29 protein-coding genes and 1 tRNA gene are annotated in these 25,771 nt (G+C 67.6%); 13 read left to right on the forward strand and 17 right to left on the reverse strand.

Annotated features, from left to right (window positions below; all coding sequences use genetic code 11):
* Positions 1 to 14: 14 nt before the first annotated feature.
* The 4 genes from ASE00_RS15605 to ASE00_RS15620 are packed head-to-tail and all read left to right on the forward strand — an operon-like array spanning position 15 to position 3,775.
* Positions 15 to 812, forward strand: a complete 798-nt coding sequence (locus tag ASE00_RS15605) for a universal stress protein (protein WP_056382603.1) — start codon at positions 15 to 17, stop codon at positions 810 to 812.
* Between the two features lie 22 nt (positions 813 to 834).
* Complete coding sequence (locus ASE00_RS15610; protein WP_056381993.1) at positions 835 to 1,839, forward strand: efflux RND transporter periplasmic adaptor subunit; 1,005 nt, start codon at positions 835 to 837, stop codon at positions 1,837 to 1,839.
* Positions 1,836 to 3,086: an ABC transporter permease gene (locus tag ASE00_RS15615; protein ID WP_056381994.1), complete on the forward strand. Its 1,251-nt coding sequence runs from the start codon at positions 1,836 to 1,838 to the stop codon at positions 3,084 to 3,086. The genes ASE00_RS15610 and ASE00_RS15615 overlap by 4 nt, the downstream gene beginning before the upstream one ends.
* On the forward strand, positions 3,083 to 3,775 hold the full coding sequence (locus ASE00_RS15620) for an ABC transporter ATP-binding protein (RefSeq protein WP_056381996.1): 693 nt from the start codon (positions 3,083 to 3,085) through the stop codon (positions 3,773 to 3,775). The genes ASE00_RS15615 and ASE00_RS15620 overlap by 4 nt, the downstream gene beginning before the upstream one ends.
* A gap of 37 nt (positions 3,776 to 3,812) precedes the next feature.
* Here the strand turns inward: ASE00_RS15620 and ASE00_RS15625 are convergent, their stop codons facing one another.
* Together ASE00_RS15625 and ASE00_RS15630 are read right to left on the reverse strand one after the other, a co-directional pair.
* Positions 3,813 to 4,640, reverse strand: a complete 828-nt coding sequence (locus ASE00_RS15625; protein ID WP_056381998.1) for a universal stress protein — start codon at positions 4,638 to 4,640, stop codon at positions 3,813 to 3,815.
* 94 nt (positions 4,641 to 4,734) lie between these two features.
* On the reverse strand, positions 4,735 to 5,724 hold the full coding sequence (locus ASE00_RS15630) for a zinc-dependent alcohol dehydrogenase family protein (protein WP_056382000.1): 990 nt from the start codon (positions 5,722 to 5,724) through the stop codon (positions 4,735 to 4,737).
* 77 nt (positions 5,725 to 5,801) lie between these two features.
* On the opposite strand from ASE00_RS15630, the gene ASE00_RS15635 reads away from it, so the two are divergent.
* On the forward strand, positions 5,802 to 6,341 hold the full coding sequence (locus ASE00_RS15635) for a potassium channel family protein (protein WP_321164034.1): 540 nt from the start codon (positions 5,802 to 5,804) through the stop codon (positions 6,339 to 6,341).
* On the opposite strand, the gene ASE00_RS15640 is transcribed toward ASE00_RS15635, so the two are convergent.
* The 3 genes from ASE00_RS15640 to hemN are packed head-to-tail and all read right to left on the reverse strand — an operon-like array spanning position 6,338 to position 8,336.
* A complete protein-coding gene (locus ASE00_RS15640) occupies positions 6,338 to 6,730 on the reverse strand; it encodes a group II truncated hemoglobin (RefSeq protein WP_056382004.1) in 393 nt (130 codons plus the stop codon). The genes ASE00_RS15635 and ASE00_RS15640 overlap by 4 nt on opposite strands.
* Before the next feature lie 57 nt (positions 6,731 to 6,787).
* Positions 6,788 to 7,027 (reverse strand): hypothetical protein, encoded by a 240-nt coding sequence (locus ASE00_RS23760; protein WP_056382005.1) that lies wholly within the window; start codon positions 7,025 to 7,027, stop codon positions 6,788 to 6,790.
* Positions 7,017 to 8,336 carry an oxygen-independent coproporphyrinogen III oxidase gene (gene hemN / locus ASE00_RS15650; protein ID WP_056382007.1) on the reverse strand — a complete coding sequence of 440 codons (1,320 nt, stop codon included), beginning with the start codon at positions 8,334 to 8,336 and terminating at the stop codon, positions 7,017 to 7,019. The genes ASE00_RS23760 and hemN overlap by 11 nt, the downstream gene beginning before the upstream one ends.
* A 128-nt stretch (positions 8,337 to 8,464) precedes the next feature.
* Here hemN and ASE00_RS15655 point away from each other — a divergent pair, with 128 nt between their 5' ends.
* Together ASE00_RS15655 and ASE00_RS15660 are read left to right on the forward strand one after the other, a co-directional pair.
* Positions 8,465 to 9,121: an OmpW/AlkL family protein gene (locus tag ASE00_RS15655; RefSeq protein WP_056382009.1), complete on the forward strand. Its 657-nt coding sequence runs from the start codon at positions 8,465 to 8,467 to the stop codon at positions 9,119 to 9,121.
* A gap of 86 nt (positions 9,122 to 9,207) precedes the next feature.
* Positions 9,208 to 9,663, forward strand: coding sequence for an SRPBCC family protein (locus ASE00_RS15660; protein WP_056382011.1), 456 nt, complete (start codon positions 9,208 to 9,210; stop codon positions 9,661 to 9,663).
* A gap of 72 nt (positions 9,664 to 9,735) precedes the next feature.
* Here the strand turns inward: ASE00_RS15660 and ccoS are convergent, their stop codons facing one another.
* From ccoS to ASE00_RS15700, 9 genes are all read right to left on the reverse strand, one after another.
* On the reverse strand, positions 9,736 to 9,897 hold the full coding sequence (gene ccoS / locus ASE00_RS15665; RefSeq protein ID WP_056382606.1) for a cbb3-type cytochrome oxidase assembly protein CcoS: 162 nt from the start codon (positions 9,895 to 9,897) through the stop codon (positions 9,736 to 9,738).
* Positions 9,894 to 12,014, reverse strand: a complete 2,121-nt coding sequence (locus ASE00_RS15670) for a heavy metal translocating P-type ATPase (protein ID WP_056382013.1) — start codon at positions 12,012 to 12,014, stop codon at positions 9,894 to 9,896. The genes ccoS and ASE00_RS15670 overlap by 4 nt, the downstream gene beginning before the upstream one ends.
* Positions 12,011 to 12,454, reverse strand: a complete 444-nt coding sequence (locus tag ASE00_RS15675; RefSeq protein WP_056382015.1) for a FixH family protein — start codon at positions 12,452 to 12,454, stop codon at positions 12,011 to 12,013. The genes ASE00_RS15670 and ASE00_RS15675 overlap by 4 nt, the downstream gene beginning before the upstream one ends.
* On the reverse strand, positions 12,451 to 13,896 hold the full coding sequence (gene ccoG / locus ASE00_RS15680) for a cytochrome c oxidase accessory protein CcoG (protein ID WP_056382018.1): 1,446 nt from the start codon (positions 13,894 to 13,896) through the stop codon (positions 12,451 to 12,453). Before ccoG ends, ASE00_RS15675 begins: the two co-directional genes overlap by 4 nt.
* Positions 13,897 to 13,898: 2 nt before the next feature.
* Positions 13,899 to 14,768: a cytochrome-c oxidase, cbb3-type subunit III gene (gene ccoP / locus ASE00_RS15685; protein ID WP_056382020.1), complete on the reverse strand. Its 870-nt coding sequence runs from the start codon at positions 14,766 to 14,768 to the stop codon at positions 13,899 to 13,901.
* A complete protein-coding gene (locus ASE00_RS23065; protein ID WP_082594746.1) occupies positions 14,761 to 14,925 on the reverse strand; it encodes a cbb3-type cytochrome oxidase subunit 3 in 165 nt (54 codons plus the stop codon). The genes ccoP and ASE00_RS23065 overlap by 8 nt, the downstream gene beginning before the upstream one ends.
* A complete protein-coding gene (gene ccoO / locus ASE00_RS15690; RefSeq protein ID WP_056382022.1) occupies positions 14,922 to 15,656 on the reverse strand; it encodes a cytochrome-c oxidase, cbb3-type subunit II in 735 nt (244 codons plus the stop codon). The genes ASE00_RS23065 and ccoO overlap by 4 nt, the downstream gene beginning before the upstream one ends.
* Positions 15,657 to 15,668: 12 nt before the next feature.
* The gene (ccoN, locus tag ASE00_RS15695; RefSeq protein ID WP_056382608.1) at positions 15,669 to 17,318 is read right to left on the reverse strand and encodes a cytochrome-c oxidase, cbb3-type subunit I; all 1,650 of its coding nucleotides are present in this window, start codon (positions 17,316 to 17,318) and stop codon (positions 15,669 to 15,671) included.
* Positions 17,319 to 17,395: 77 nt separating this feature from the next.
* Positions 17,396 to 18,115 (reverse strand): Crp/Fnr family transcriptional regulator, encoded by a 720-nt coding sequence (locus ASE00_RS15700; protein ID WP_056382024.1) that lies wholly within the window; start codon positions 18,113 to 18,115, stop codon positions 17,396 to 17,398.
* A 255-nt stretch (positions 18,116 to 18,370) separates the two neighbouring features.
* On the opposite strand from ASE00_RS15700, the gene ASE00_RS15705 reads away from it, so the two are divergent.
* Complete coding sequence (locus ASE00_RS15705; RefSeq protein ID WP_056382026.1) at positions 18,371 to 19,267, forward strand: ribose-phosphate diphosphokinase; 897 nt, start codon at positions 18,371 to 18,373, stop codon at positions 19,265 to 19,267.
* A gap of 10 nt (positions 19,268 to 19,277) precedes the next feature.
* Here ASE00_RS15705 and ASE00_RS15710 read toward each other — a convergent pair whose 3' ends face one another.
* Positions 19,278 to 21,179: a methyl-accepting chemotaxis protein gene (locus ASE00_RS15710; RefSeq protein ID WP_056382027.1), complete on the reverse strand. Its 1,902-nt coding sequence runs from the start codon at positions 21,177 to 21,179 to the stop codon at positions 19,278 to 19,280.
* Between the two features lie 199 nt (positions 21,180 to 21,378).
* Positions 21,379 to 21,455, reverse strand: a tRNA-Pro gene (locus tag ASE00_RS15715).
* Between the two features lie 136 nt (positions 21,456 to 21,591).
* On the opposite strand from ASE00_RS15715, the gene yajC reads away from it, so the two are divergent.
* The 5 genes from yajC (at position 21,592) to ASE00_RS15740 (ending at position 25,223) form a co-directional block, all read left to right on the forward strand.
* A complete protein-coding gene (gene yajC, locus ASE00_RS15720) occupies positions 21,592 to 21,933 on the forward strand; it encodes a preprotein translocase subunit YajC (RefSeq protein ID WP_056382030.1) in 342 nt (113 codons plus the stop codon).
* Between the two features lie 8 nt (positions 21,934 to 21,941).
* Positions 21,942 to 23,537: a protein translocase subunit SecD gene (gene secD, locus ASE00_RS15725; protein ID WP_056382031.1), complete on the forward strand. Its 1,596-nt coding sequence runs from the start codon at positions 21,942 to 21,944 to the stop codon at positions 23,535 to 23,537.
* 13 nt (positions 23,538 to 23,550) lie between these two features.
* Positions 23,551 to 24,516 (forward strand): protein translocase subunit SecF, encoded by a 966-nt coding sequence (secF, locus tag ASE00_RS15730; RefSeq protein WP_056382033.1) that lies wholly within the window; start codon positions 23,551 to 23,553, stop codon positions 24,514 to 24,516.
* A 5-nt stretch (positions 24,517 to 24,521) separates the two neighbouring features.
* Positions 24,522 to 24,911 (forward strand): MTH938/NDUFAF3 family protein, encoded by a 390-nt coding sequence (locus ASE00_RS15735; RefSeq protein ID WP_056382034.1) that lies wholly within the window; start codon positions 24,522 to 24,524, stop codon positions 24,909 to 24,911.
* 123 nt (positions 24,912 to 25,034) lie between these two features.
* Positions 25,035 to 25,223 carry a hypothetical protein gene (locus tag ASE00_RS15740; RefSeq protein ID WP_056382036.1) on the forward strand — a complete coding sequence of 63 codons (189 nt, stop codon included), beginning with the start codon at positions 25,035 to 25,037 and terminating at the stop codon, positions 25,221 to 25,223.
* Between the two features lie 34 nt (positions 25,224 to 25,257).
* On the opposite strand, the gene ASE00_RS15745 is transcribed toward ASE00_RS15740, so the two are convergent.
* Positions 25,258 to 25,701 carry a GFA family protein gene (locus ASE00_RS15745; protein ID WP_056382038.1) on the reverse strand — a complete coding sequence of 148 codons (444 nt, stop codon included), beginning with the start codon at positions 25,699 to 25,701 and terminating at the stop codon, positions 25,258 to 25,260.
* Positions 25,702 to 25,771: the final 70 nt, after the last annotated feature.

A 25,771-nucleotide genomic window follows, 5' to 3' on the forward strand; every position in this document is an offset into this window, starting at 1 on the left:
TGATGGAGGTAGCGATGAAGAATATCTTGTTGCTCGTTCACGACGATGCCGGCCAGGAAGCCCGGCTCCAGGCAGCGCTTGATCTCACCCGCGCGCTCGACGGCCATATGCACTGCATCGATGTGGTCGCGATGCCGGCCATCGTCGGCGACTATTACAGCGGCGCGGCCGATGCGATGCTGCTCGCCGATGAGCGCGACCGCGAGAGCGCGAACAAGGAAGCTCTGACCGCCCGGCTGGCACATGAGGACGTCCGATGGACCTGGTCCGACACGACCGGGGCCATCGCGGAAAGCATCGTCGCGGCCGCGACCATGGCGGACATCATCGTGCTCAACCGCCAACTGGACACTTTCCCCTATCCGGACATGCACGACATCGCGAGCCAGGTCGTCATGCGCACGCGCAAACCGGTGCTGGCGGTGCCCGACACCCTCGACCGGCTGAAACTCGATCGCGCGCTGATCGCGTGGGACGGTCGGGCCTCGTCGGTGGCGGCGATGCGCGCTTGCGTACCGCTGCTCGCGCTGGCCAGCGAGGTGGAGATATTCACGGCGGGCGATGGCGGCGGGGACGCCGAGCCGGCCGAGGCCGCCGAATATCTTTCGCGCCACGCCATTCATGCCACGATCCGCTCTACTGATGACGGCTTCCATAGCGTCGACCGGCTGATCGCCGAAGAGGCCGCACGCTGGCGCGCGGACTATGTCATCATGGGGGCCTACAGCCATGGCCGCCTGATGGAGAGCTTCGGCGGCGTGACCAAACGCATGCTGTCGAACAGCAAGTTGCCCCTGGTGCTCGGCCACTGACGAGACGCCGCGGAGGGCGGACATGCAAAGACGGTCCGTCCTGCTCGGGCTTACAATCGGCCTCGGGGTCGTGCTGGCGTGCACGACCCTGTGGTGGTGGCGCGATCGGCCGCTCGCCGTGCGCCTTGTCACGCCGGGGCGCGGACCGGCGGCCGAACTCGTCTATGCGACCGGCTTCATCGAGCCCGTCGCACCGGTCTCGATCTCATCGCGGCTGACCGCGCCGGTGGCCCGCGTGCTGGCCGATGAGGGCGACCGGGTGCACCGGGGAGATCCGCTCCTGATCCTCGACGACCGCGAACTGCGCGGCAGTCTCGCCGAGATCAAGGCGGAGAGCACGGGGGCGACCCTGGCCGAAGCCCGCGCGACGACGCTCTACCGCCAGGGCTGGGTGACCCGCGCTGCTCTCGACCTCGCCGTCGCCAATGGCCGCGCGGCGCGCGCCGCCACCGATAGCGCCCGTGCCCGCCTCGACCATGCCGTGATCCGCGCCTCGATCGACGGCATCGTGACCCGGCGCGACGTCGAGCCTGGCGATCTCGCCACACCCGGCCAGGTCCTGATGACGATCGGCGATCCCTCGCGCGTCCGCATCACCGCCACCGTCGACGAGCGCGACATAGGCCGGGTCGCGCCCGGGCAGAGCGCCTGGCTGTCGAACGACAGCTGGGGCGGGCGGCAGCGGCGCGCACGCGTTACGACGATCACGCCCGGCGGCGATCCCACCCAGCGCGCCTTCCGCGTGCGGCTGTCGCCCGACGGCGGCGCGCTGCCGATCGGCATGACGGTGGAGGTCAACATCGTCACCCGTCAAAGCGACAACGCCCTGCTGCTGCCCGCAAGCGCGCTCGCCGGATCGATCGCCTGGATATCCGAGGCCGGACGCGCGAGGCCACGCCGGCTGCGTCTCGGCATCGTCGGATCGGACAAGGTCGAAATCCTCGGCGGGCTCGCCGCCACCGACCGGGTGGTGGACCGTCCCCCCGCCGGCCTTGCCGAGGGACGGCGTCTGCGGGCGGCGCCATGAGCGGCCGCGCCGCGCTGCTCTTCGGCATCGCCACGCGCCATCTTCTCGGCCGCCGCCGGCAGACGATCGTCGCGATCGTCGGCGTCGCTGTCGGCGTCGGCTTCTTTCTTGCGGTCTCCGCGATGATGATGGGCAGCCAGCGCGACTTCATCGACCGGCTGATAGACGCCGCGCCGCATATCGTCATTTCAGACGAGCTGCGATCACCTCCTGCCCAGCCCGGAACCGTGGTCTACCGTGGCGGTGCGGTTGTGCTGCGCGGATACAAGACGCGCAACGAAGCCCGCGGGCTGCGCGGATGGCGGCTCATCCTCGACGTCGCCAGCCTCACCCCCGGCACGATCGCCTCACCCAGCCTGACCGGCGGCGTCACGCTTAGGCTGGGCGGGCGCCAGGAGGCCCTTGCCATCGTCGGGGTCGAGCCCGGCCTGGAGACGCGCGTCAGCACGATCAGCGACCGGCTCCGGGTGGGCCGCCTGTCCGATCTGGAAACGGTGCAGGGCGGCCTGATCATCGGCGAGGAGCTTGCGACGCGGCTGGGGCTCAATCCCGGCGACGTCATCGCCGCGACATCGCCGACCGGCCGCACGCGTACGCTCCGGATCGTCGGCCTCTTCAAACGCGGCCAGGCGGGGCTGACCGACCAGGCCGGCTATATGCTGTTGCGGGAGGCGCAGTCGCTGCTGGGCCGGCCCTTCATCGTCAATCGCATCGGCGTGCGCCTGGCCGATCCCAACCAGGCCGACCGCCTCGCGCGGGACCTGGAACAACGCTTCGGCTACAAGGCGGAGAGCTGGCAGGCGCGCTCGGCCGACCTGCTGTCGCTGCTCGTTACCCGCAACGTCATCATGTACAGCGTGGTCGGCGCCATCCTCCTCGTCGCCAGCTTCGGCATCTATACCGCGGTATCGAACAGCGTCATCGACAAGCGGCGCGACATCGCCATCCTGCGCGCCATCGGCCTCTCCGCGGCGGATCTCCAGCTGCTGTTCGTCACCGAAGGCCTCCTGCTGGCGATCACCGGCGTGTTGCTGGGCTGGCTGCTCGGCTATGGGTTGATGGAAGTGCTGGGATCGCTGCGCTTCCCGATCGCCGACGAAGCGGAAACCCTGCCGCTCGACCGGGGCATCCGGCAATATATGATCGCTGCGGCCGCGTCGCTGCTCGCGGGCGCGGTCGCGGCCTGGCTTCCGGCGCGCAAGAGCGCACGGGTCGATCCGGTCGACATATTGCGGGGCGCAATATGATAGCGCTCGAGGCGGATCGTCTCGGCCGATCCCTTCCCGGCTCTCCGCCGGTGACGCTGGTCTCCGATGCCTCGCTGCGGATCGAGCGCGGCAAGTTCACGACGATCGTCGGCCCCTCGGGATGCGGCAAATCGTCGCTGCTCTATCTGCTCGGGCTGATCGACAGGCCGAGCAGCGGCGCGCTTCGGATCGACGGCGTCGACGTGGAGGGCCTGGACGGCGACGCGCGGGCGCGCATGCGCCTGGAACGGTTCGGCTTCGTGTTCCAGTTCCATTTCCTGCTGCCCGAATTCACCGCGCTCGAAAATGTCCTGCTGCCGATCCACCGGCTGGGCATGCTCGACGCCCGCGAGGCGGACCGCCGTGCACGATCGCTGCTGCAACTGACCGGTCTCGCAGGGAAAGAGAGCAAGACGCCCGACAAACTGTCGGGCGGAGAGCGTCAGCGTGTCGCCATCGCCCGCGCGCTCGCCAACGACCCGGTCATCATCCTCGGCGACGAGCCGACCGGCAATCTCGACAGCCAGAACTCCGCCCGGGTGGTCGCGATGCTGCAATCGCTTGCGCACGAACAGGAGCGCGCGGTCGTCTGCGTCACCCACGACCCCCGCATCGCCGAGGCGTCCGACGTTCGCATCGCGATGCTCGACGGACGGATCGTCTCGATCGACGAATCGGGCGCGCAATAGCACCCGGGCGGCGCCGCCCGATCGCAGAAGCCGGATATCAGTGCGACAGCAGCACCGGCAGCGGCGGCGCGGCGATGACGCTCCGCGTTGCCCCGCCGAGCACGAACTCGCGCATCCGAGAATGACCGAAGCCGCCCATGACGAGAATGTCGGCGGCGCGCTGGTCGGCATGGGCGAGGAGGTCCGCGCCCACATCGTCGCCTTGCAGCGGCGCAAGGATCTTGCTCGCTTCGATCCCGTGCCGGCGCAGATGGTGCACCACGGCGCGCAGCGCGATATCCTCAGGTAGCGGCTTCTCTCCGGTGATCGTGACGACTTCCACCGAACGCGCGCGCCGGCACAGCGGAATCGCATCCGCCAGCGCCCGGGCGGCGGCGCGCGATCCATCCCAGGCGATCAGGACATTGTCCCAGCGATTGGCCTGGCGGCGCGGCATCAGCAGCACGGGGCGTCCGCTATCGAATATCAGCGCCTGGATCATCCATTGCTCGTCGGGATGCCCGTAGATCGGCAGCAGCGCGCCATCGAACAGCCGCGCATGGCGGGCGACCGGCCCGGGATCGGCGATATTAAAGCTATGCAAACGAACGAGACGGTGAGGATCGTCCGATCCGATCATCTTTCGGAACCGGGCGGCGAGCACGTTCGCCTCCGCCTCGCTCCGCGCATTTTCGGCGGCGATCGCCGCATCGGCTCCGACGAGCCGCCGGGAAAGCGCATTGGAACGGTCGGGGACGACGATGGTCGTCAGCACCCCGCTCACCTCGGCATCGAGATGCGCCGCGAACGACCCCGCCGCCGACATCGCCCAATCGGGCGTCGACGCCGGATTGCTGAATGCCGCCAGCATCATGTCTTTGACCATCAGCCGCCTCCTGGATGCCGTTCCGTGTCATCGGGCCGAGACTGACTCCCGCGACGGGCAGCGGCAATGCGTAGCTTTACCAAGGCCGATCGACCTAGGGCACCAGCACCGCCGCGCCATCGATCGCGCCATCGCGCACCGCCGCGATCGCCGCATTGGCTTCGTCGAGCGGAAAGACATGGGTGACCGCTTTCACGCGCATCGCGGCGATCGCCGCGAAAAAGGTCAGGCCGTCGTCGCGCGTCAGATTGGCGACCGAGAGGATCGAGCGCTCGCCCCAGAGATCGGCATAGGGAAATGCCGGAATGTCGGTCATGTGGATCCCGGCGCAGACCACGCGCCCGCCCTTGGCGACCGCCTTCAGCGCCAGCGGGACGAGCGCGCCGACCGGCGCGAAGATGAGCGCCGCGTCGAGCGGCGCGGGAGGCGCTTCATCCGAGCCGCCCGCCCAATGGCAGCCGAGCGCGCGTGCGAACGCCTGCCCCCTGGCGTCGCCCGGCCGGGTGAAGGCATGGACCTCACGCCCCTGGGCCAGCGCGACCTGCGCCAGCAGATGCGCCGCGGCGCCGAAACCGTAGAGTCCGATGCGCCGCCCCTGCCCCGCCAGCCGCAAGGCGCGCCAGCCGATGAGCCCGGCGCACAGCAGCGGCGCGGCGGCGACATCGTCGATCTCCGGCGGGATCGCGAAACAGTAGCGCGCGTCGGCGAGGCAGTGGCTCGCATAGCCCCCATCCACCGTGCATCCGGTGAATGACGGCGCGTCGCACAGATTTTCGCGGCCGCTCCGGCAGAAGCCGCACTGGCCGCAGGTGCCGCCAAGCCACGGCACGCCCACCCGGTCGCCCGGTGCAAGGCCGGACACCTCCCCACCCACCGACATTATCCGGCCGACGATCTCATGCCCCGGAATGATCGGGTAACGCGCCGGGATGTCGCCGTCGCACAGGTGCAGGTCGGTGCGGCACACCCCGCACGCGGCGACCGCGATCAGCACCTGATGCGGTCCCGGCGCCGGCAGGGCTTCGTCACAGGGTTCGAGCGGCACGCCCGGCCGGGCCAGGCGCATCACATGGCGCTGCTGCATATCGGCCTCGCTGATCCTTTTCCGGGCAAGGAAAACATCCCACAGGTGGGGCCGGGCTGCACGACGATAAATGCGTAATGTCCGCAGCGATCGGTCCGCCGCTCTACGTAGACTACACAGTTGGTCGTGCCGGCCCGGCCATCGACATTCGCGCCATGACCCTGTCCAGCCAGCTCGCGCTCGCCTCGCTCATCGTCGCGGCGATGGTGCTCTTCCACCTGAGCGGCCTCGCCGCGCTGCTGGCGCTGCTCCGCCGCCACCGGCGCGCCCGCTCCGCCGCCCGGGACATGGCGGTTTCGGTCATGGTCGTGATGACCGTCGCGTTCGGCCTGTTCGCGCTGCACACGATCGAGATCTGGGGCTGGGCGGCGGTCTATCGCGGCCTCGCGATCCTCGACGGCTGGGAAGAGGCGCTCTACTTCTCCACCACCACCTATGTCACGATCGGCTATGGCGATGTCGTCCTGCCGCATGGCAGCCGGGTCCTCGGCGCGATCGAAGGCGCGAACGGCATCATCCTGCTGGGCTGGTCGACCGCCTTCTTCTTCAACATCGTGGATCGGATGAAGCTGCTCGAGCGGCAGCTGGAGGATGATGTCCAGCGGAGCCGCGGCTAGCGCGCCATCGCGCCCGCCATGCGGGCGAATGCCTCGTTGAGCCGGCCCGCCAGGGTCGCGTCGACCTCGCAGTCGGCCATCGCGCGGGCCATCGCCGCGCACCACTGCTCCGCGCCGTCGCGATCGATCTTCAGCGCGCCATGCGCAGACATCATGCACTTGCCAGGATTCTGATCGAACCAGGTCCGCGGGCCGCCGCTCCAGCCCGACAGGAAGCCCGCCAGCGATGCGCGCATCGGCGCGAGGTCGGGCTCATGCATCGCGCGCAGCGTGGCGAACGCGGGATCGGAATCCATCAGATCGTAGAAACGGTTCACGAAGCGCGCGATACCGTCGGCACCGCCGAGCACTTCATAAGGTGAGGCCACGACTGACTGGGGTTCATTCATGGGATAACCTCTCGAGAGTTGCGGGCGCGCAAGCAGTGCCGCTGCGGGCCCGATCCGTCATGACTCGTCGCCGAGGAGCACGCCTTTGCGGACCAAACAGGCGGCGTGGCAGCCGCCGGGATAGGTAGGCTGGTCCTCCCCGGGTCGCGGCGCGCGCCTGAGCGGGATAGTCACCACCACGCCCGAACCGCACATAATGCTGCGCAGCATGGGCGACGCCGCCACCGGCGGATGACCGAACAGGGCCAGCGCCGCGAGCGCGGGCACGGCGCCGGCGCGGAGCAGTCTAGACCGCATGGCTGAACTGCCCTGTGCTGCACGAGCGGTAACGGTCGAAGCAACTCGCCACGGCGCGCGCATAGGGCAGCCCCGCAGGCAGCAGGCGGACGCTGGTCGGCCCGCACAGGATCAGGCCTCTGTCGGCGAAGGGGGCGAGCGCATGGCGCGCGCGGGACATTCTTGCCTGGCTCATCCGCGCTTCTCCCTGGCAGAGAAGCTGTTCGATCACCCGGCCCCGCCAGCGGTCGTCCTCCGGCCGCTCGACGCCGCGCCGCCCCGCGAGCTGATCCGCGCCGACGAGCATGCGGTAGCGGCCCGCCATCTTCTCATTCTGCACGATCAGGCCCGGAAACTGGCTGATCGCGCTCGCGCCCAGGCCGATCAGAATCTCCGATGGATCGTCGGTGAAGCCTTGGAAGTTGCGATGCAGACGGCCCTGAAGCGCCGCGACCGCCATCGGGTCGCGCGGCAGGGCGAAATGATCGAATCCCACCGGGCGATAGCCTGCGCCGGTCAGCATCCTATGGCCATGCGCCGCCTGCTCGAACCGCTGGCGATGGCCAGGCAGCGCATCGGCGTTGATCCGCCGCTGGCGGGGCAGCAGCGCTGGCAGGTGCGCATAGCCGAACAGCGCGATCCGGTCGGGCGCGAGCCGCACCGCCTCGACGAGAGTGGCGTCGAGATCGGCGGGCTGCTGGTGCGGCAGGCCGTACATCAGATCGAAATTGAGCGATTCGATCCCCGCGGCGCGCAGCCGGACGACGGCATCCTCGATCATCGCGAGCGGCTGGACGCGCCCGATGGCCTGCTGGATATGCGGCGCGCAGGTCTGGATGCCCAGGCTCGCCCGCGTGACGCGCGCGTCGCGCAACACGCCAAACCAGCAATCGTCGAGCGAGCGCGGATCGAGCTCGATCGAAATCTCCGCGCCCCCGGCGTCGAGCTCGGTCACGATCCGGTCGAGCAGCCGGACGAAGGCGAGCGGCGCGATCGCGTTGGGGCTGCCGCCGCCGAAGGCGATCCGCCTTATCCGCCCGCGGCCGCCGAGGTGGCGCGAGACGAGATGGATCTCGTCGTCGAGTGCCTCGAGATAGGCCGAGACGCGTCCGCCGCGATTGGCCGCGCCGGTGTTGCACCCGCAATACCAGCATATCTCCCGGCAATAGGGGATATGGACGTAGAGCGAGACATCCGCGTCCTGGGGAATCGCCTCGAGCGCCTCGGCCTGCGCGGCCGCGCCCACCATGTCGGAGAATTCGGCGGCGGTCGGGTAGCTCGTATAGCGCGGCACCGGCCGCTCGAGCAGATCGGGATGATAGGGCCACATGCCATATCTGTGGGCTGAAACCAGGCCCCGATCCTTGACCCAGGTCAAGCGAATCCTTGGCCCGCGTCAATTCGCCGCCCCCGCCCGCCGCCTAGAAGCGGGCATCGAAACGATGAAAGGGATTTGCGATGTACGGTAAGATGATGATCGCGCTGATGGCGGCGACAGCCATGGCGGCGCCGGCCTGCGCGGCCCAGGGCGATGTCCTGGTCCGCTTTCGCGGCATCATGGTCGCGCCGAACGAGAGCTCGGGCGGAATCAACCCCACCTTCCCCGGCGAGAAGGTCAAGGTCAGCAACAGTGTCATGCCAGAGGTGGACTTCACCTATATGCTGACGCCGAACGTCGGCGCCGAACTGATCCTCGCCACCACCAAGCACAAGGCGAGCGGACGGACCGGCACCACCGGGACGATCGGCAAGCTCGCCTCCACCTGGGTGCTGCCGCCCACGCTGACCCTGCAATATCATTTCGCGCCGGACGCTAAATTGCGCCCCTATGTCGGCGCCGGGGTGAATTACACGATCTTCTATTCGGAAAAGGCCTCCAAGGGTCTGGAGGCTGCGGTCGGGCCGACCGGCGTACGCATGAAGTCCAGCTTTGGCTATGCCCTGCAGGCCGGCGTGGACGTGCCGCTGAGCGACCGGACCTTCGTCAACCTCGACGTCAAATATATCGACATCGACACGGTGACCCGGCTGCGGACCACCGCGATCGGCACGCAGCGGGTCAAGGTCCATCTCGATCCGCTCGTCGTCGGCGTCGGCTTCGGCGTGCGTTTCTGAATGGGCCGCCCGAGCCCCGGGTCGCGGCGACCGCGCCCCGGGGCTCGGTCCTAAAATCATAAACTTTTCTAGGAGCGGAGACGATTATGTACAGCTTGTCCTATTCGATCGCGGTTAATCCGAGGGGCGCGTCACCGGTGCTGACGCGCGACCAGGTGTGGCGGGGGCTGGAGATGAAGGCCGCAAACGCGCTGCCCTTCGTCAACGGCATGTCGCAATGCGACGTGCTGGAGCGCACCGACGACACGATCACCCGCGAAGTCACCTTCCTCGGTTCGACGCACAGGGAGTTCATCACCCTGTTCGCGCCGGTCAAGGTGCAGTTCGAGCGGATGGACGGCACCGGCTGGATCGACAATGTGATCAGCGAGTCCGAGGACGGCCTTTTGCTGACCTTCACATTCGGCGTCACCTTCCCCGGCGTCGAGCCGGGCACGCCGCAAGAAGCGGCGCATGGCGACACGATGCGCGGCGCCTATATCGGCGCGGTCGGCGCGACGCTCGACCGCGTGCGCAAGATGGCGACGGCCGGCGAGATCTGAACCTTCCCCAGGCGATCACCCGACATGGAAGGCCGCGCCCCGGAGGTGCGGCCTTTCTGCCGCGCGTTCGGCTCAGGAGCCGATCGGGCCGCCGTCCTCGTCGTCGATCAGGATTCGTTCGCCCGCGCCTTCCAGATCGTCGAACTGGCCATGCGACAGCGACCAGATGAACGCGCCGAGGCCGCTCAGCCCCAGCAGCAATGCGATCGGGATAAGAAGGCCTATTCCGCTCATCGCGCGCACCTCGCCAGCCGGAGCGCGTTCGCCACCACGATGATCGATGAGGTGGACATCGCGATCGCCGCGATCAGCGGCGTCACCATTCCGAACAGCGCCAGCGGCACCGCCAGCACGTTGTAGCCGATCGCGAGCGCGAAATTCTGGCGAACGACGCGCATCGTGCGCCGCGCCGCCACGATCGCGATGGGCACCGGCAACAGGCTGTCGCCCATGAAGACGATGTCGGCGGCATTTTGGCCGACGTCGCTGGCCGAGGACGGCGCGATCGAGACATGTCCGGCGGCCAGCGCCGGGCCATCGTTGAGGCCGTCGCCGACCATCAGCACGCGATGCCCGGCACGGGACAGCCGCTGGATCGCCTTGAGCTTCTGATCGGGGGTCATGCCGACTATCGCCGGCGCAGGGACCATCGCCGCCACCGCGGCCACCGCCTCGCGGCGATCCCCGGAGAGAATAACGGGCTCCATTCCCATTCCCGCCAACCGCCCCACCGCCTGTTCGGCGTCGGGTCGCAGCCGGTCGGCGAAGCTCAGCAGATGCGGTGTCCGGCCATCGATCGCGAAGGCGCAGCCCAGCATCGCATCGCTGGTTGCCGCAGCGCCGACCCAGTCGGGACGCCCGAGCCGAACGCGCCGGCCGCCGGCCTGTCCTTCCATGCCCATGCCGGGAATTTCCCGCAGATCCTTTACCGGAGCCGCGTCCACGCCCGCATCGGCGAGCGCCCGCGCGAGGCTCCGCGACAGCGGATGGTTGCTCGCGCGCGCCAATGCCAGCGCCGCGCCGCGCTCTTCCGCGTCGAGCGCATCGACACTGACGACTTCGGGGCGGCCGAGCGTCAATGTTCCGGTCTTGTCGAGACAGACCCGGTCGGCCTCGGCCAGTCTTTCCAGGGCCGAACCGTCCTTGACGAGCAGCCCGCGCCGCATCAGCGCGCCCGAAGCGACCATCTGCGCGACCGGCACCGCCAGGCCCAGCGCGCAGGGACAGGTCACGATCAGCACCGCGACCGCGATGAGCAGCGACGCATGCCAGCCCGCGCCGGCGATCATCCAGCCGATGAACGACGCCGCCGCCAGGGTGTGCACCGCGGGCGCATAATAGCGCGCGGCCCGGTCTGCGATGCGCACATAACGCGATCGGCCCTGCCCCGCGGCCTCCATCAGACGCGCCATGCCCGCAATCGTGGTGTCGGGGCCCGTGGCGGTGACGCGCACCGTCAGCGGGCCGGTCAGGTTCAGCGATCCGGCGATGACCGCCGCGCCTTTCGCAACCGGCTCAGCGCGGCTCTCGCCGGTGATGAGCGAGCGGTCCACGGCGCTTTCGCCTTCGTCGATCAACCCGTCCGCGGCAAAGCGCTCGCCGGCGCTGACCAGCAGGGTCATGCCCGGCCTGATCTCCTCGGCCGTTCGCCATTCGCTGCCGCCGCCGGACAACAGGATGGTGCCGCCCGGCGCCATCTGCCGCATCAGCGCGCTCGCCCCGTCACGCGCGCGGTCGCGCATCGCGCTATCGAGGAAACGTCCGGCGAGCAGGAAGAAAATCAGGGAGACCGCACCATCGAAATAGGCGTGCGCGCCGCCGGTGATCGTCTCGAACAGGCTGAGGGCGGTCGCTAGCAGCACTCCGATCGAGATCGGCACGTCCATATTGGTGCGCCCATGGCGCAGCGCGCCCCACGCCGACCGGAAGAAGGGCTGCCCCGCATAGGCGACCGTCGGCATCGCTATCATCGCCGACAGCCAGTGGAACAGCTGGCGGGTCGCCCCCTCCGCCCCCGACCACACAGAAACCGACAGCAGCATGATGTTCATCGCCGCGAAGCCCGCGACGCCCAGCGCCTTGAGCAGCTGGCGGCTCTCGCGGCGATGGGCGAGGTTGTCGGCCTGAACGACGACCGGCTCGGCGGTGAAGCCGAGTGCGTCCAGCGCCGAACGCAGCGCGGGCACGTCGACATCGATGTCGTGATCGATCGCCACGCGCTTGGCGGTCAGATTGACCCGTGCGGCGCGCACGCCCGGCACGTGCGTCAGCCCGCGCTCGATCTTGGCGATGCACGCCGCGCAGCGCACGCCCGGCAGACTGAACTCGCTATGTTCGACGATCGCGCTCACGCCGGGACCTCCTCGACGAAGCTGCGAAGCTGCGCGCCGCGCCGCACATGCAGTTCGAGCCGCCAACGCCCTGTCGGCAGAGGCTCACGCGACCGGAATTGTCCGAGCGAAATCTGATCAAAATGCAGGCGTATGGCGGGCAGGCGGCCCAGCGGATGGATCGCCATCCCTTCGATCGTCGCGTCGTCGACGCCGGACAGAGTCAGATGGGCGCGGTCGCCGCGCCGCTCGGCGCGCACCTGCCAGCCAAGTGCCGCCTGCGCATCGGCCTCGGCGAGCCAGCGGTTGAACTTCTGACTGGCGACATAGCTGTTGTCGACGACGGTGCCGCCGAAGGTGCGGGTGGCGAGGGTCGCCATCACCATGTTGACGCTGACGACCACCGCGAAGAAGGCGACCGTCAGGCCGAGCATGTGGAAGCCGGTGAAACGACGGGTCATGGCTGCTTCTCCGGACGGTCGAACCGCGCCTCTTCCGCCGCCCGGTCGGGCGAGCCGTCGGTCGCGGCGACGGTGAAGTGGAAATCCTCGGTCGCGGGGCCATCGCCCGGCGCGCGGACATAGATGCGATGCTCCTCGACCCGATCCGGCGCGGCCGTCACGCTGAGCGTTCGCCCCGCCGCGCCAGCATCGCTGAGCGAATCCCACATCACGCCACGATCGAGCCCGTCCATCGTCAGCTGCAACGTCCGTGGCCGGGATTCCATATTGCGGATCTTGATCGTGTAGGCGTTGCGCACATCGCCGTCCGACAGCTGGACCCAGAGCGGGTTACGGTCGTGCGCCGTCGCGAGGTCGAGCCGCGTCCGCGCGCCGAGCGCGAAGATCATGGTCAAGCCGATCGCGCCCCAGATGCCGAAGTAGATCAAGGTGCGCGGGCGCAGCAGGCTGCGGATGACCGGCACCGGCGGCGCGCCGGCAGCCTCGGCCTTGCAATCCTCTAGCGTCGCATAGTCGATCAGGCCGCGTGGCCGCCCGACCTTGTCCATCACCTGATCGCAGGCGTCGATACACAGCGCGCAGGTGATGCAGGCGAACTGGGCGCCGTCGCGAATGTCGATCCCGACCGGGCAGACCTGGACGCATGCCTGGCAATCGATGCAGTCGCCGCTGTCCTCGCTGCGCTTCACGCCATGGCTGCGCGGTTCGCCGCGCCAGTCCTTGTAGGTGACGATCAGCGAGCGCTCGTCGAGCATCGCCCCCTGGATGCGCGGCCAGGGACACATGTAGAGACAAACCTGCTCGCGCATGAAGCCGCCGAACACATAGGTCGTCGCGGTCAGGATCGCGATCGTCGCATAGGCGACATAGGCCGCCTGTCCGGTCACCAGATCATGCGCCAGCGTCGGCGCGTCGGCGAAGTAGAAGACCCACGCGCCGCCGGTCACCAGTCCGACGAGCAACCAGCTGCCATGTTTGAGCAGCCGCCGGCCGATCTTGCCCGCGGTCCACGGCGCGCGCTTGAGCCGCAGTTGCGCGTTACGGTCGCCGTCGATCGCCCGTTCGATGTGCAGGAAGAGATCGGTCCACACCGTCTGTGGACAGGCATAGCCGCACCACGCCCGCCCCACCGTCGTCGTGACCAGGAACAGCCCGATCCCCGCCATCACCAGCAGGCCGGCGACATAGTAGAATTCGTGCGGCCAGATCTCGATCGAGAAGAAATAGAAGCGGCGATGGGCGAGATCGACCAGCACCGCCTGGTCGGGCGCATAGGGCCCGCGGTCCCAGCGCAGCCAGGGCGTCACATAATAGATCGCCAGCGTGACCGCCATCACCAGCCATTTCAACCGGCGGTAGAAGCCGTCGATCGCGCGCGGGAAGATGTCCGCACGTTTGGCGTACAGCTTGCGCGGCGCCGCTGGCAGGCCCGAGGGCGGCATGTTCACTCGCCGCCGCCCAGCGAATGCACATAGGCGGTCAGCATGTTGATCGTGGCCGGGTCGAGCATGTTCCCCCAGGCCGGCATCACGCCATAGCGTGCATTGGTGACCGTCGCGGTCAGCGTCTCGCGATCGCCGCCATAGAGCCAGATCGCGTCGGTCAGGTTCGGTGCGCCGAACTGCCGCATGCCCTTGGCGTCCGCGCCGTGGCAGACGGCGCAGTTGGCGGCATAGACCGCCGCGCCGCGCCGCGCCGATGCCCCGCCCTTTTCCTGATGCGAGACGAACCGGACATAGGACACCGCATCCTGGATCTCTTCGGGCTTGAGGATACCGTCGCGGCCGAACGCCGGCATCTGTGAGAGGCGCGTGGCGTCGTCACCCGGCTGGCGGATGCCATGCAGCAGCGTCTGATGGATATCGGCGCGGCTTCCGCCCCACAGCCAGTCGTCGTCGTTGAGGTTGGGATAGCCCTTCGTGCCGGCTGCGCCCGCACCATGGCACGCTGCGCAGTTGATCTTGAACGCGGCCCGCCCGCCCTCGACCGCCGCCTGCATCAACGGCGATTTCGCATCGAGCGTGGCTATGTCGACGCTGGCCAGCGCCGCGAGGGTCGAAGCGCGCGCCGCCTGGGCCCTGGCAGTCTCCTCGGCGAGCTGCTTATGGCTCGACCAGCCGAGCGTGCCTGCAGTCGCCCTTTCCAGCAGCGGAATCGCCGGATAGGCGATGCAATAGCCGATGGCGAAGACGATCGTCGCATAGAAGGTCCAAAGCCACCAGCGCGGCATGGGATTGTCGAGTTCCTGGATGCCGTCCCATTCATGGCCCATCGTGGGCACGCCGGTGGCTTCGTCGATCTTGGGTTCAGTCATCACGAGGATCCTCGTCGCGGAACGGGATTTGGGCGGCGTCTTCGTGGCGCGCGCGGGCCGAGGGCCGCAGCGCGAACCAGAGCGCCAGGAGGAAGATCAGCCCCAGGAACAACATGCCCCAGGTGTCGGCGGCGTGGCGGAGCAGGTCGTAGCTCATCGCGGCTTCTCCACCGCTTCGGCCGCCTTGGTGTCGACCAGGGTGCCAAGCATCTGCAGATAGGCGACGAGCGCATCCATCTCGGTCACCCGCTTGGGATCGCCGTCGAAGTCGCGCGCCTGCGCCTTGGGATAGCGCTTCTTCAGATCCGAGCTGTCGGCATCGGGGTCGGCCTGGGCGATCGCATCCTCGATCGCCTTGGCGATGTCGGCGTCGCTATAGGGCACGCCGACCCGCTGCATCGCGAGAAGATGCGCGTCGAGATGCTTCGCGTCGAGCTCACGATCCTTCAGGAAAGCGTAAGAGGGCATGATCGAGCCCGGCACCACGGCGCGGGGATCGACCAGGTGCTGGACATGCCACTCGTCCGAATAGCGGCCGCCGACGCGGGCGAGGTCCGGACCGGTCCGCTTCGACCCCCATTGGAAGGGGTGGTCGTACATGCTCTCCGCCGCCAGGCTGTAATGGCCATAGCGTTCGACCTCGTCGCGGAACGGGCGGATCATCTGGCTGTGGCAGTTATAGCAGCCTTCGCGAATGTATATGTTGCGGCCGGCGAGCTCGAGCGGCGTGTAGGGCCGCATCCCCCGGACCTTCTCGACCGTCGAGTCGATCCAGAAAAGCGGCGCGATCTCGACGATGCCGCCGATCGCGACGGTGATCAGCGAGAGGACGAGCAGCAGCGTGACGTTGCGTTCGATCTTGCCGTGATCGAATATCTTGGTGGCCATCGGGCGCGTCCTTCAAGCTGCCTGGGGCTGGAGCGGATGGTCCAGCGCCGGATTATGGGGAGTGGCGGCGAGCGCGGCTTCGTCGCGCAGGCGTCCACGGATCGTCTGGTAGACGTTCCACGCCATGATCACCGAGCCGCTGAGGTAGAGCAGGCCGCCGGCCGCGCGGATCAGATAATAGGGCTTCATCGCCATCACGACGTCGACGAAGGCGTAGACCAGATAGCCGTTCTGCCCATATTCGCGCCACATCAGGCCCTGCATGATACCCGCGACCCACATCGACGAGACGTAGAGGACGATGCCAAGCGTCGCGGTCCAGAAGTGCCAGTTCACCATCCGCAGCGAATAGAGCCGCTCACGGCCCCACAGGCGCGGCGTCAGGAAATAGATCGTCGCGAAGGTGATCATGCCGTTCCAGCCGAGCGCGCCGCTGTGGACATGACCGATCGTCCAGTCGGTATAGTGCGACAGCGAATTGACCGCCTTCACCGACATCATCGGGCCTTCGAAGGTGCTCATCCCGTAGAAGGCGAGCGCCAGCACCATCATCCGGATGATCGGGTCGGTGCGGACCTTGTCCCACGCGCCGTTGAGCGTCATCAGCCCGTTGATCATGCCGCCCCAGCTGGGCATCCACAGCATCACCGAGAACACCATGCCCAGCGTCTGCGCCCAATCGGGCAGCGCGGTGTAGTGTAGGTGGTGCGGGCCCGCCCAGATGTAGAGGAAGATCAGCGACCAGAAATGGACGATCGACAGCCGGTAGCTGTAGACCGGGCGCTCGGCTTGCTTCGGCACGAAATAATACATCATGCCGAGGAAGCCTGCGGTCAGGAAGAAGCCGACCGCATTATGGCCGTACCACCACTGGGTGAGCGCGTCCTGGACACCGGCGAAGGCCGAATAGCTCTTCGAGCCGACGAGGCTGACCGGGATCGTCAGGTTGTTGACGAGGTGCAGCATCGCGATGGTGATGATGAACGACAGGTAGAACCAGTTCGCCACATAGATATGTGGCTCGTTCCGCTTGACGATCGTGCCGAGGAATACCGCCAGATAGCTGACCCAGACGATCGTCAGCCAGATATCGGCATACCATTCGGGCTCGGCATATTCGCGGCCCTCGGTGATCCCGAGCAGATAGCCGGTGGCCGCCAGCACGATGAACAGCTGATATCCCCAGAATACGAAGTCGGCGAGCCTGGTGAAGGCCAGCCGTGCCCGGCAGGTGCGCTGCACCACGTAGAAGCTCGACGCGATCAGCGCATTGCCGCCGAAGGCGAAGATCACCGCGGACGTATGCAGCGGCCGCAGCCGGCCGAAACTGGTATATTCGATGCCGAGGTTGAGCTGCGGGAAGGCGAGCTGCAACGCGATATAGAGCCCGACCAGCAGCCCGGCCAGGCCCCAGAACACCGTCGCGATGACGCCGAGGCGGATGACGTCGTCATAATAGCCCGACGGTTTCGCGCGCGTGGCGAGGCCAGCCGCCGCGTCATAATCGGTCCGGACGAGCGTGACGGCCAGGCCGATCAGCGCCGCTGCGGCAAGGATCCACATCTGCGCCGCAAAGCCGGAATCGACCGCAAAGGCCGCGCCACCGACCGCGAGCAGCAGCGCGATCAGCCACCCGGCCGATTTCATCATCACTGTGTCCATCGTCATTCCCACCTGATAAAATCGGGGCCGCCATGCGCGGCATGGCGGCGCAATGCTTTGCGCCAGGTCAAAAATCCTCAGCCCGCCGCGATCCGCTCGAGCCCCGGCCGGTCGCGGAGCACCACCCGGCGTCCCCCGGGCAGGTCGATCAGCCCTTCGCGCTCGAAGCGGGTCATCGTCCGGCTCACCGTCTCGATCGCAAGGCCCAGCAGGTCGCCCATCTGCTGGCGGCTGAGCGGCAGCGAAATCGGCGCGCCGGGCGTGTCCCCCAGCCGGTCGATCATTTCGAGCAGGAGGCTCGCCACCCGTTCGGTCGCCGACATCCGGCCGAGCAACAGCATCCACCGCCGCGCCCGGTCGAGCTCGTCGAGCGTGCGCCGCAGCAGCGCGGCCTCGATCCCCGAATGCGCGCCGGCGAAATCGTCGAACGCGCCGCGGCGGAACACGCAGACGCGCGCCTCGGTCAGCGCGGTGACGCTGTGATGGCTGTCCTTGCCGAAGGGCCGGCCAATGAAATCGGATGGGAATACGATCCCGACGATCTGCTCGCGGCCATCGCCGGTGACCGTCGAGAGTTTGAGCATGCCCTCGAGCACATTGCCAACCAGGACCGACTCATCGCCTTCCCACAACAGGGTCTGTCCGGGCCGCAGATGAACCTTGCGCCCCATCCGGCTCAGCTCGTCCAGCCCCGGCACATCGAGCGAGCCACAGATCGCCGATGCGCGGACGGCGCAATCGGTGCAGCGTCCGCTTTCGGGCACCGCGCCCGGGCGAGAAGTCGCAAGCTGAAGCATCTACCGGCACCCCTTTCGAGGTCCCTGTCCAGGGGACCACCGGAGCGCTTTTCCCGGCTCTGCGGGCCAATCGATATACGCAGATGTACGAGGACCGGGCCGCGGAGATTGGCCTTTGGTCTAATAGGTAGCTTTCCCAATGGGGCGCGCCGGACCGGGTTTTTAGCCTTGGCGAATGAACCGACAGTATAGAGAAAATCAGGACGTCCGCCCCGGCGGCGCCGTTCCGCACATGGACAGGCCGGGGGACGGCGCATGACGATCGTCTGCGGCCTGCCGGGCAATGAAGCGATGGCGCAGCAACTCGCGACCATCCTGGAAGCCCAGCTGGGCCATATCGAGAGCCGGCGGTTTCCGGACGGCGAGAGCTATGTCCGCTTCGAGGAGGATGTCGATCGCAAGCATGTGGTGCTGGTCTGCACCCTCGCCCATCCGGACAGCCAGATCCTGCGCCTGCTGTTCGCCGCCGACGCCGCCCGCGATCTCGGCGCGCGGATGATCACGCTCGTCGCGCCCTACCTGGCCTATATGCGGCAGGACAGGCGCTTCCGCTCGGGAGAGGCGATCTCGTCGCGCAGCTTCGCGCGAGTGCTGAGCGGCAGCTTCGACCGGATCGTCACCGTTTCGCCGCACCTCCATCGTTACAAGGCGCTGAGCGATCTCTATCCGGTCGAGGCGCTGGCGCTCGATGCGGCCCCGCTGCTCGCCGCGTGGCTCGCCAGCCATGTCGCGCGGCCGCTGCTCGTCGGCCCCGACAGCGAGAGCGAACAATGGGTCGGCCGGGTCGCCCGCCTCGCGGGTGCGCCTTATGTCGTCGGGCGCAAGCTGCGCAGCGGGGATCGCGACGTGTCGGTCGAATTGCCGGGGCTGGACGCCTTTGCGGGCCGTCACGCAATCATCGTCGACGACGTGATCTCGTCAGGGGCGACCGTCGCGGCGACAGCGGGGCGACTCCGTGCGGCCGGGTTCGCCCGCATCGGCTGTCTTGCCGTCCACGGGCTGCAGAGCGGTCGGGACACCGCAACTTTGCTGGAGAAAGTCGATGCGCTCGTGACGACCGATTCGGTTGCGAACGATCATGGCGCGATCGGTCTGGCGCCGCTCATCGCGGAGGCCGTCGCCCAGTCGGCCGCCGCCAGCCTGGTCGTTTGACGCCGGGCGGTCAGGCTGCCCGCAGCTGGACGACGATCCGGTCGAGCTCGGCGTTGAGCCGGGTGGCATGATCGCGCACCCGCGCGCCGATCGACCGGGTGCCGTCGGCGCTGTCGCGCACCGCAGACAGCGACCGCGCGATCGTCTCTACCGAGGCATGGGTGTCGCCGGCATGCTGGCCGACCTGCTGGGTCATCTCGAGGATCGCGGCGGCGGTCGACTGCTGCTGCATCACCGCGCTGGCGGTGCTGTTGACCGTCAGGTTGAGGTTTTGGAGCAGGCCATGGACCTTCTCGACGAGCGAGGTCGTCGCCTTGGCGGCGGCCTCGACGCCGGCCACCCGCTCATGGATGTCGTTGGTGGTGCGGTGAGTCTGCGAGGCAAGGCCCTTCACCTCGCTCGCGACCACCGCGAAGCCCCGGCCCGCCTCGCCGGCGCGGGCGGCCTCGATCGTCGCGTTGAGCGCGAGCAGGTTCGACTGGGCGGCGATGTCCTCGATCAGCCGCGCCGCGGCCCCGATCGAATCGATCTGGAACAGCAGATCGCCATTGGCTTCGGTCGCCGCGCCCGATTCGGCGTCTGCCAGCCGCATCGCCTGCGCCATCCGCTCCGACTGCTGGTGGATATGCTGGGTCGCGCGCTCGAGCTCCTGGATATTGCCCTCGATCGTCTCGACCGCCGAGGCCGAGGCGGCGCTGCGCGTCTGCGCCAGCTCGGACGCCTTTTGCTGGGTCTCGACCGACGACAGCGTCACCGCGGCGCTGCGATCGAGTTCGTCGGCGCTCTCGACAAGCTGGGCGATCAGCGTGCCGATCGACGACGCCAGCCGGTCCGCCACGCCGTGCGAGATCGCGCTGAGCTGCTGGCGTTGCTGCGCCTGCTCCTCCGCTTCGGTCTGCGATATGAGCTGCAACCGGCGGTTGGCGTCCTCGGCCTGGATCAGCGCCTGTTCGGCGGCCTCGCGCGCTGCGCGGGCCTCGTCCAGCGCGGCCTCGCGCCCGGCCAGGCTTTCCTCGGCGAGCAGCGACTTGGTCTCGATCACCCGCTGGGTCGCGATCACCGATCGGATGATGGCCGCCGACAGCGCAAGGAACGCCACGCCCGCGACCACGATGATCCACATCAGGTCCCATAGCACGGCGGCGCCCGGCGAGACGCCGTGCCAGCGCAGATAGCCCAGCACATCGGCATCGGCGTCACGCAGGACCAGCGTCGAATCCTCGTCCCCGCCCGCGGTGCGGGACCAGGACAGGTCAGGGATCTGCAGCGTCCGGCTCCATTCGCGCAGCACGCGACGGTCAAGCGGCTTGATCAGGACGACATAGCGCAGCTCGCCTTGCGGCATGGCCGCGCCCTTGGTGAAGGGCAGGATCGCGGTCGCCGAGAAGATGGCGAGATTGCCGTCGCGCACCCCCGCCATCGTCACCGGGCCGGTCACCGCGCGGCGCGGCAATTTGTTCAGCAGCATCGGCAGCACGTCGGGCGCTTCCTGGTCGAGCCGCGGCGCGAAGCTGCCGTCGGGTTGCGCGGCGTACAACGTCCGGCCGCGGCCATCGATCACATAGAGCGGGATCGTGCCCTTGAAATTGGTGCTCAGCCATGCCTGGTCGACCCGGCCATAGACATGCGCGACCGCGTCGTCCCACCGCGCATAGTCCATCGTCGCGGCCGCGAGCGTGGCCTGTTCATAGGCAAGCGCATTGCGCACCATGCGCAGCTTCTCGTCCGCGGCATTGGCGTCCATCGCCATCGTCAACGACCCGAGCAGCGCGGCGGCGGTGACAACCGCGACCAGCATCAGCCCCAGGAACGAGAAGAGCGCGGACGGCATGCCGCCGATGACGGAGCGGACCCGCTCCACTTCGCGCTCCACGATGTCGCCGATCGGCGATGAGGATATGAAGGTGGACATGCTGCGCTCTATGCGCCGCGGCCCGTCACCAAAATCTTAACCATGACCGGTCTTTTTCATATCCGGCGGATTTCCGGGCAAGCGGAACCGCAACGGCATCGCCGGGCTAGCGGCCAATTCGCACGGGCGGCATTTTCCCGATGACATGTAAGATAGGGCTGACGGCCCGTGCGGCGCTGGGGGACTGCCGCAGATGTTCTGGTCGGGGCGACAGGATTCGAACCTGCGACCCCTTGACCCCCAGTCAAGTGCGCTACCAGGCTGCGCCACGCCCCGACCAAGGCTGCGCGCTTTAGGGTGGTCTTCCGCGCTTGGCAAGCGCCCGGTTGCACCTGCCATGCGGAACGTGATAGGCGCGCGCCACTCCGGGCCGCTTTCCAAGCCCGCACTCTTTTCCGGGATGCCTTGAACGATGTTCGCCTCACCCGCTTATGCCCAGGCCGCTGGCGCCGCTCCCGTTTCTGGCGGCGCCGCCGCCTTCATGCAGTTCGCGCCGCTGATCTTCATCTTCGTGATCTTCTATTTCCTGATGATCCGCCCGCAGCAGAAGAAGATGAAGGAACATCGCCTCGCGGTCGACGCGGTCCAGAAGAACGACCAGATCGTCACCGCGGGCGGCCTGATCGCCAAGGTGATCAAGGTCGACGCCAACGAGGTCGAGGCAGAGATCGCACCGAACGTCCGCGTGAAGATCGTCAAGGCCACCATCGCCGAGGTCCGTTCCGCGGGCTCGGGCAAGCCCGCGAACGACTGAGCCCCCAAATGCTAGACTTCCCCCGCTGGAAGATCATCTCGATCGTCGTCTCGCTGGCGATCGGCGTGCTGCTGTCCGTGCCGAGCTTCGTGCCGGCATCGATCACCGACCCCTTGGGGCTGACCAGCCTGCCGCGAGTCAATCTCGGTCTCGATCTCTCGGGCGGCAGCCATCTGATGCTGGAGGCCGACACCGCCGACCTCGCCAAGCAGAACATCATCAAGATGGAGGAGCAGGTCCGCACCGAAATGCGCCGCGCCGATCCGCCGATCGCGATCGGCGACATCTCGACGGCCGGCGGGCGGCTGTCCTTCTTCGTCCGCGACGGCAACCAGATCGACGCCGCGGTCGAGCGCATCCGCACCCTCACCCAGCCATCGGGGATGAGCGGCCAGCGCGACTGGAACGTGCAGGTGGTCGATTCGACCCGGATCGTCCTCACCCCCACCGATGCCGGGCTGCGCCAGGCGACCGACAGCGCGATGCAGGTCGCGACCGAAGTCGTCCGCAAGCGCATCGACGAAATGGGCACGCGCGAACCCAATATCGTCCGTCAGGGCAGCGACCGCATCCTCGTCCAGGTTCCGGGGCTTCAGGACCCGGCGGCGCTCAAGGCGCTGATCGGCCGCACCGCCAAGCTCGAATTCAAGCTGGTCGACCTGACCGCCGATCCGGCGGCAGTGACCCAGGGCCGCGCGCCGGTGGGCAGCGAAGTCCTGCCCTATGCCGACAATCCCGGCGGCTTCATCGCGGTGAAGCGCCGCGCGATGCTGACCGGCGACGAGCTGATCGACGCCAAGCTCAGCTATAACCAGCAGACCAACGAGCCGGTCGTCTCGATCACCTTCAACAGCGAAGGCGGCCGCAAATTCGCCCGCGTGACGCAGGAGAATGTCGGCAAGCCCTTCGCGATGATCCTCGACGGCAAGGTGCTGTCGGCGCCGAACATCAACGAGCCGATCCTTGGCGGCCAAGCGCAGATTTCAGGCCGCTTCACCACCGACAGCGCCAACCAGCTCGCCATCGCGCTGCGTTCGGGCAAGCTGCCGGTCGCGCTGAAGGTGGTCGAGGAGCGCACCGTCGGGCCCGAACTCGGCGCCGATTCGATCCGCGCCGGCACCCTCGCCAGTGCCATCGCGGTGATCGCGGTGATCGTCTTCATGCTGGTGACCTATGGGCGCTTCGGCGTCTATGCGAACCTCGCGGTGGTCATCAACGTGTTCGTCATCCTGGGCGTGATGGCGCTGCTCAACGCGACGCTCACCCTGCCCGGCATTGCCGGCTTCGTGCTGACGATCGGCGCGGCGGTCGACGCCAACGTGCTGATCAATGAACGCATGCGCGAGGAGCTGCGCCGCGGCCGTTCGATCACCCAGGCGGTCGAGCATGGCTATAAGGAAGCCAGCCGCACCATCTTCGAGGCGAACGTGACCCACGCCATCGCGGGCGGCATCATGTTTGTGCTGGGCTCGGCCCAGGTGAAGGGCTTTGCGGTCGTGCTGCTGATCGGCATCGCCACGTCGGTGTTCACCGCGGTCGTCTTCACCCGGATGCTCGTGTCGATCTGGCTGCGCCGGAACCGGCCCACCCACATCAATATCTGATCGGAACGGTCCCATGCGCCTGCTGAAACTGGTTCCCGACAACACCAATATCGGTTTCGTCCGGATCCGCGTCGCCTGCTTCATCGTCACCGCCCTGCTGACGATCGCGGCCCTCGGCCTCACCGCGACGCGCGGCCTCAACCTGGGTGTCGACTTCGTCGGCGGCCTGATGATCGAGGCGCAGTTCCCGGAAGCCCCGCCGCTCGGCAAGGTGCGCGCCACGATCGACGGGCTCGGCGTGGGCACCAGCTCGCTCCAGCAGTTCGGCGATCCGCGCACCGTGTCGATCCGCCTGCCGGTCGAGGAAGGGGCCGATCAGGGCGCGACCAACGCGATCGTCGGCAAGGTCTCCACCGCGCTCAAGCAACAATATCCCGGCATCCGTTTCACCCGCACCGACACCGTCTCGGGCAAGGTTTCGGGCGAGCTGATCCGCAACGGCATCCTCGCGGTGGTGCTGGCGGTGCTCGGCATCGCGGTCTTCTCCTGGCTGCGCTACGAATGGCAGTTCGGCGTCTCGACCTTCGTCGCGATCGTCCATGACGTGATCATGACGCTCGGCTTCTTCGCGCTGACGCAGATGGAGTTCGATCTCAACATCGTCGCGGCGGTGCTGACGATCATCGGCTATTCGATCAACGACAAGATGGTGATCGACGACCGTATCCGCGAGAATATGCGAAAATTCCGCCAGATGGACATGAAGGCGCTGATCGATCTGTCGGTCAACGAGACGCTGCCGCGCACCGTCATGACCTCGATCACCATCGCCCTCGCGCTGCTGTCGCTGCTGCTGTTCGGCGGCCATGTGCTGCGCGGCTTCTCGGCGGCGATGCTGCTCGGCGTCGTGGTCGGCACCTATTCGTCGATCTACGTTTCTTCCTCGCTGCTGATCACGCTGGGCCTCGAACCGCAGCGCTTCGGCAACAAGCCAGAGACGGCGCGTCCGGACGCCGAGCGGATCGGCCCGAAGGCCTGACCGTCATGGTCAGCTTCGATCGCGAGGAGGCCCCCGGCGGGCCGACGATTCGTGGCTTTTCGGGCACCGCCTTCCGCGTCGAGGACCGGATCGTACCCGGCGGCCTGTGGCTGACCCCGGACAATGCGCTCGACTGGAGCCCGCCCGCACTCGAGGCGCTGGCGCTGGGCGACGTCGCCGGTCTGCTCGCGATCCAGCCGCCGCCGGAATTCCTGCTGCTCGGGGTCGGCCCGGCGATGCGGCGCCCCACCCCCGCTTTCGTCAACGCGGTCGAGGCGCTCGGCTTCGGGGTGGAGGCGATGGACAGCCGCGCCGCCGCCCGCGCCTGGAACGTGCTGCGCGGTGAGGACCGCTGGGTGGTCGCGGCGCTGATGCCGCTCATATCTTCGTCGTAAGACTTCGGTCTAAGCCCCCCGTAATACTACGTTGGACCTTCCGATAATTGTCCGAATCGCCCGGAAAGCCTAGCCATGCTTCATGGTTAACGGCATCCGCCGGACCGAAGAGGGACGTTTCAAATGATCGGCTATCGCGTCTACATCATGGATTGCAACGGCATCCATATCGAGGATGTGGCGGCGATCATGGCCGACGGCGATGCCGATGCGATCCGCACCGCCACCCAGCGCCGCGACCGGCAGCCCTGGGAATTGTGGCAGGGCGGCCGTATGGTCGAAAAGAGCACGGGCCTGAAACTCGCGGCGTAGGGGCGAGAGCACGGGCACCCCGCTCCTTCTCCGGTCACGCACGGCCATCTCCCCCGAAGGCGTCTCCCCCCGCGCAGACCTCGCCATCTTCACGATCCCGGGCATATTGAACCACAGCAAGCGGCTTGAGCCAGGGCTGGCGGCGGATCGTCCAGCTTTCATATTGCGGCGGAAACATTCCCGCGCGGTCGAACTGGGTCGAGCACAACTCGACGGCGTCGTTCGTCAAGCTCGCTACGCGCGACCCGCATGCGGTACAGAAACAGCGGCTATAGGCGGCCGTGCTATGCCACGTGCGTAGCGGCCCGGTCAGCCTCACCTGATCGCGGCAAAAAACCACGAACGGAAAGAACGGGCCGCCATGGGCTCTTTGGCAGGTCAGGCAATGGCACAGCCCGGATCGAAGCGCCTTCCCCACCACGACGAAACGCACCGCACCGCAGGCGCAACCGCCCTCGCTGACCTCTGACTCATCCATCGGTCGACCCTCCTCGTCGACCGGTCAACGCACAATCTGGATCCGTGATCCTGCACCGCCAGAGGCGCAA

The sequence above is a fragment of the Sphingomonas sp. Root710 genome (genome assembly GCF_001429065.1).
Taxonomy (GTDB): domain Bacteria; phylum Pseudomonadota; class Alphaproteobacteria; order Sphingomonadales; family Sphingomonadaceae; genus Rhizorhabdus.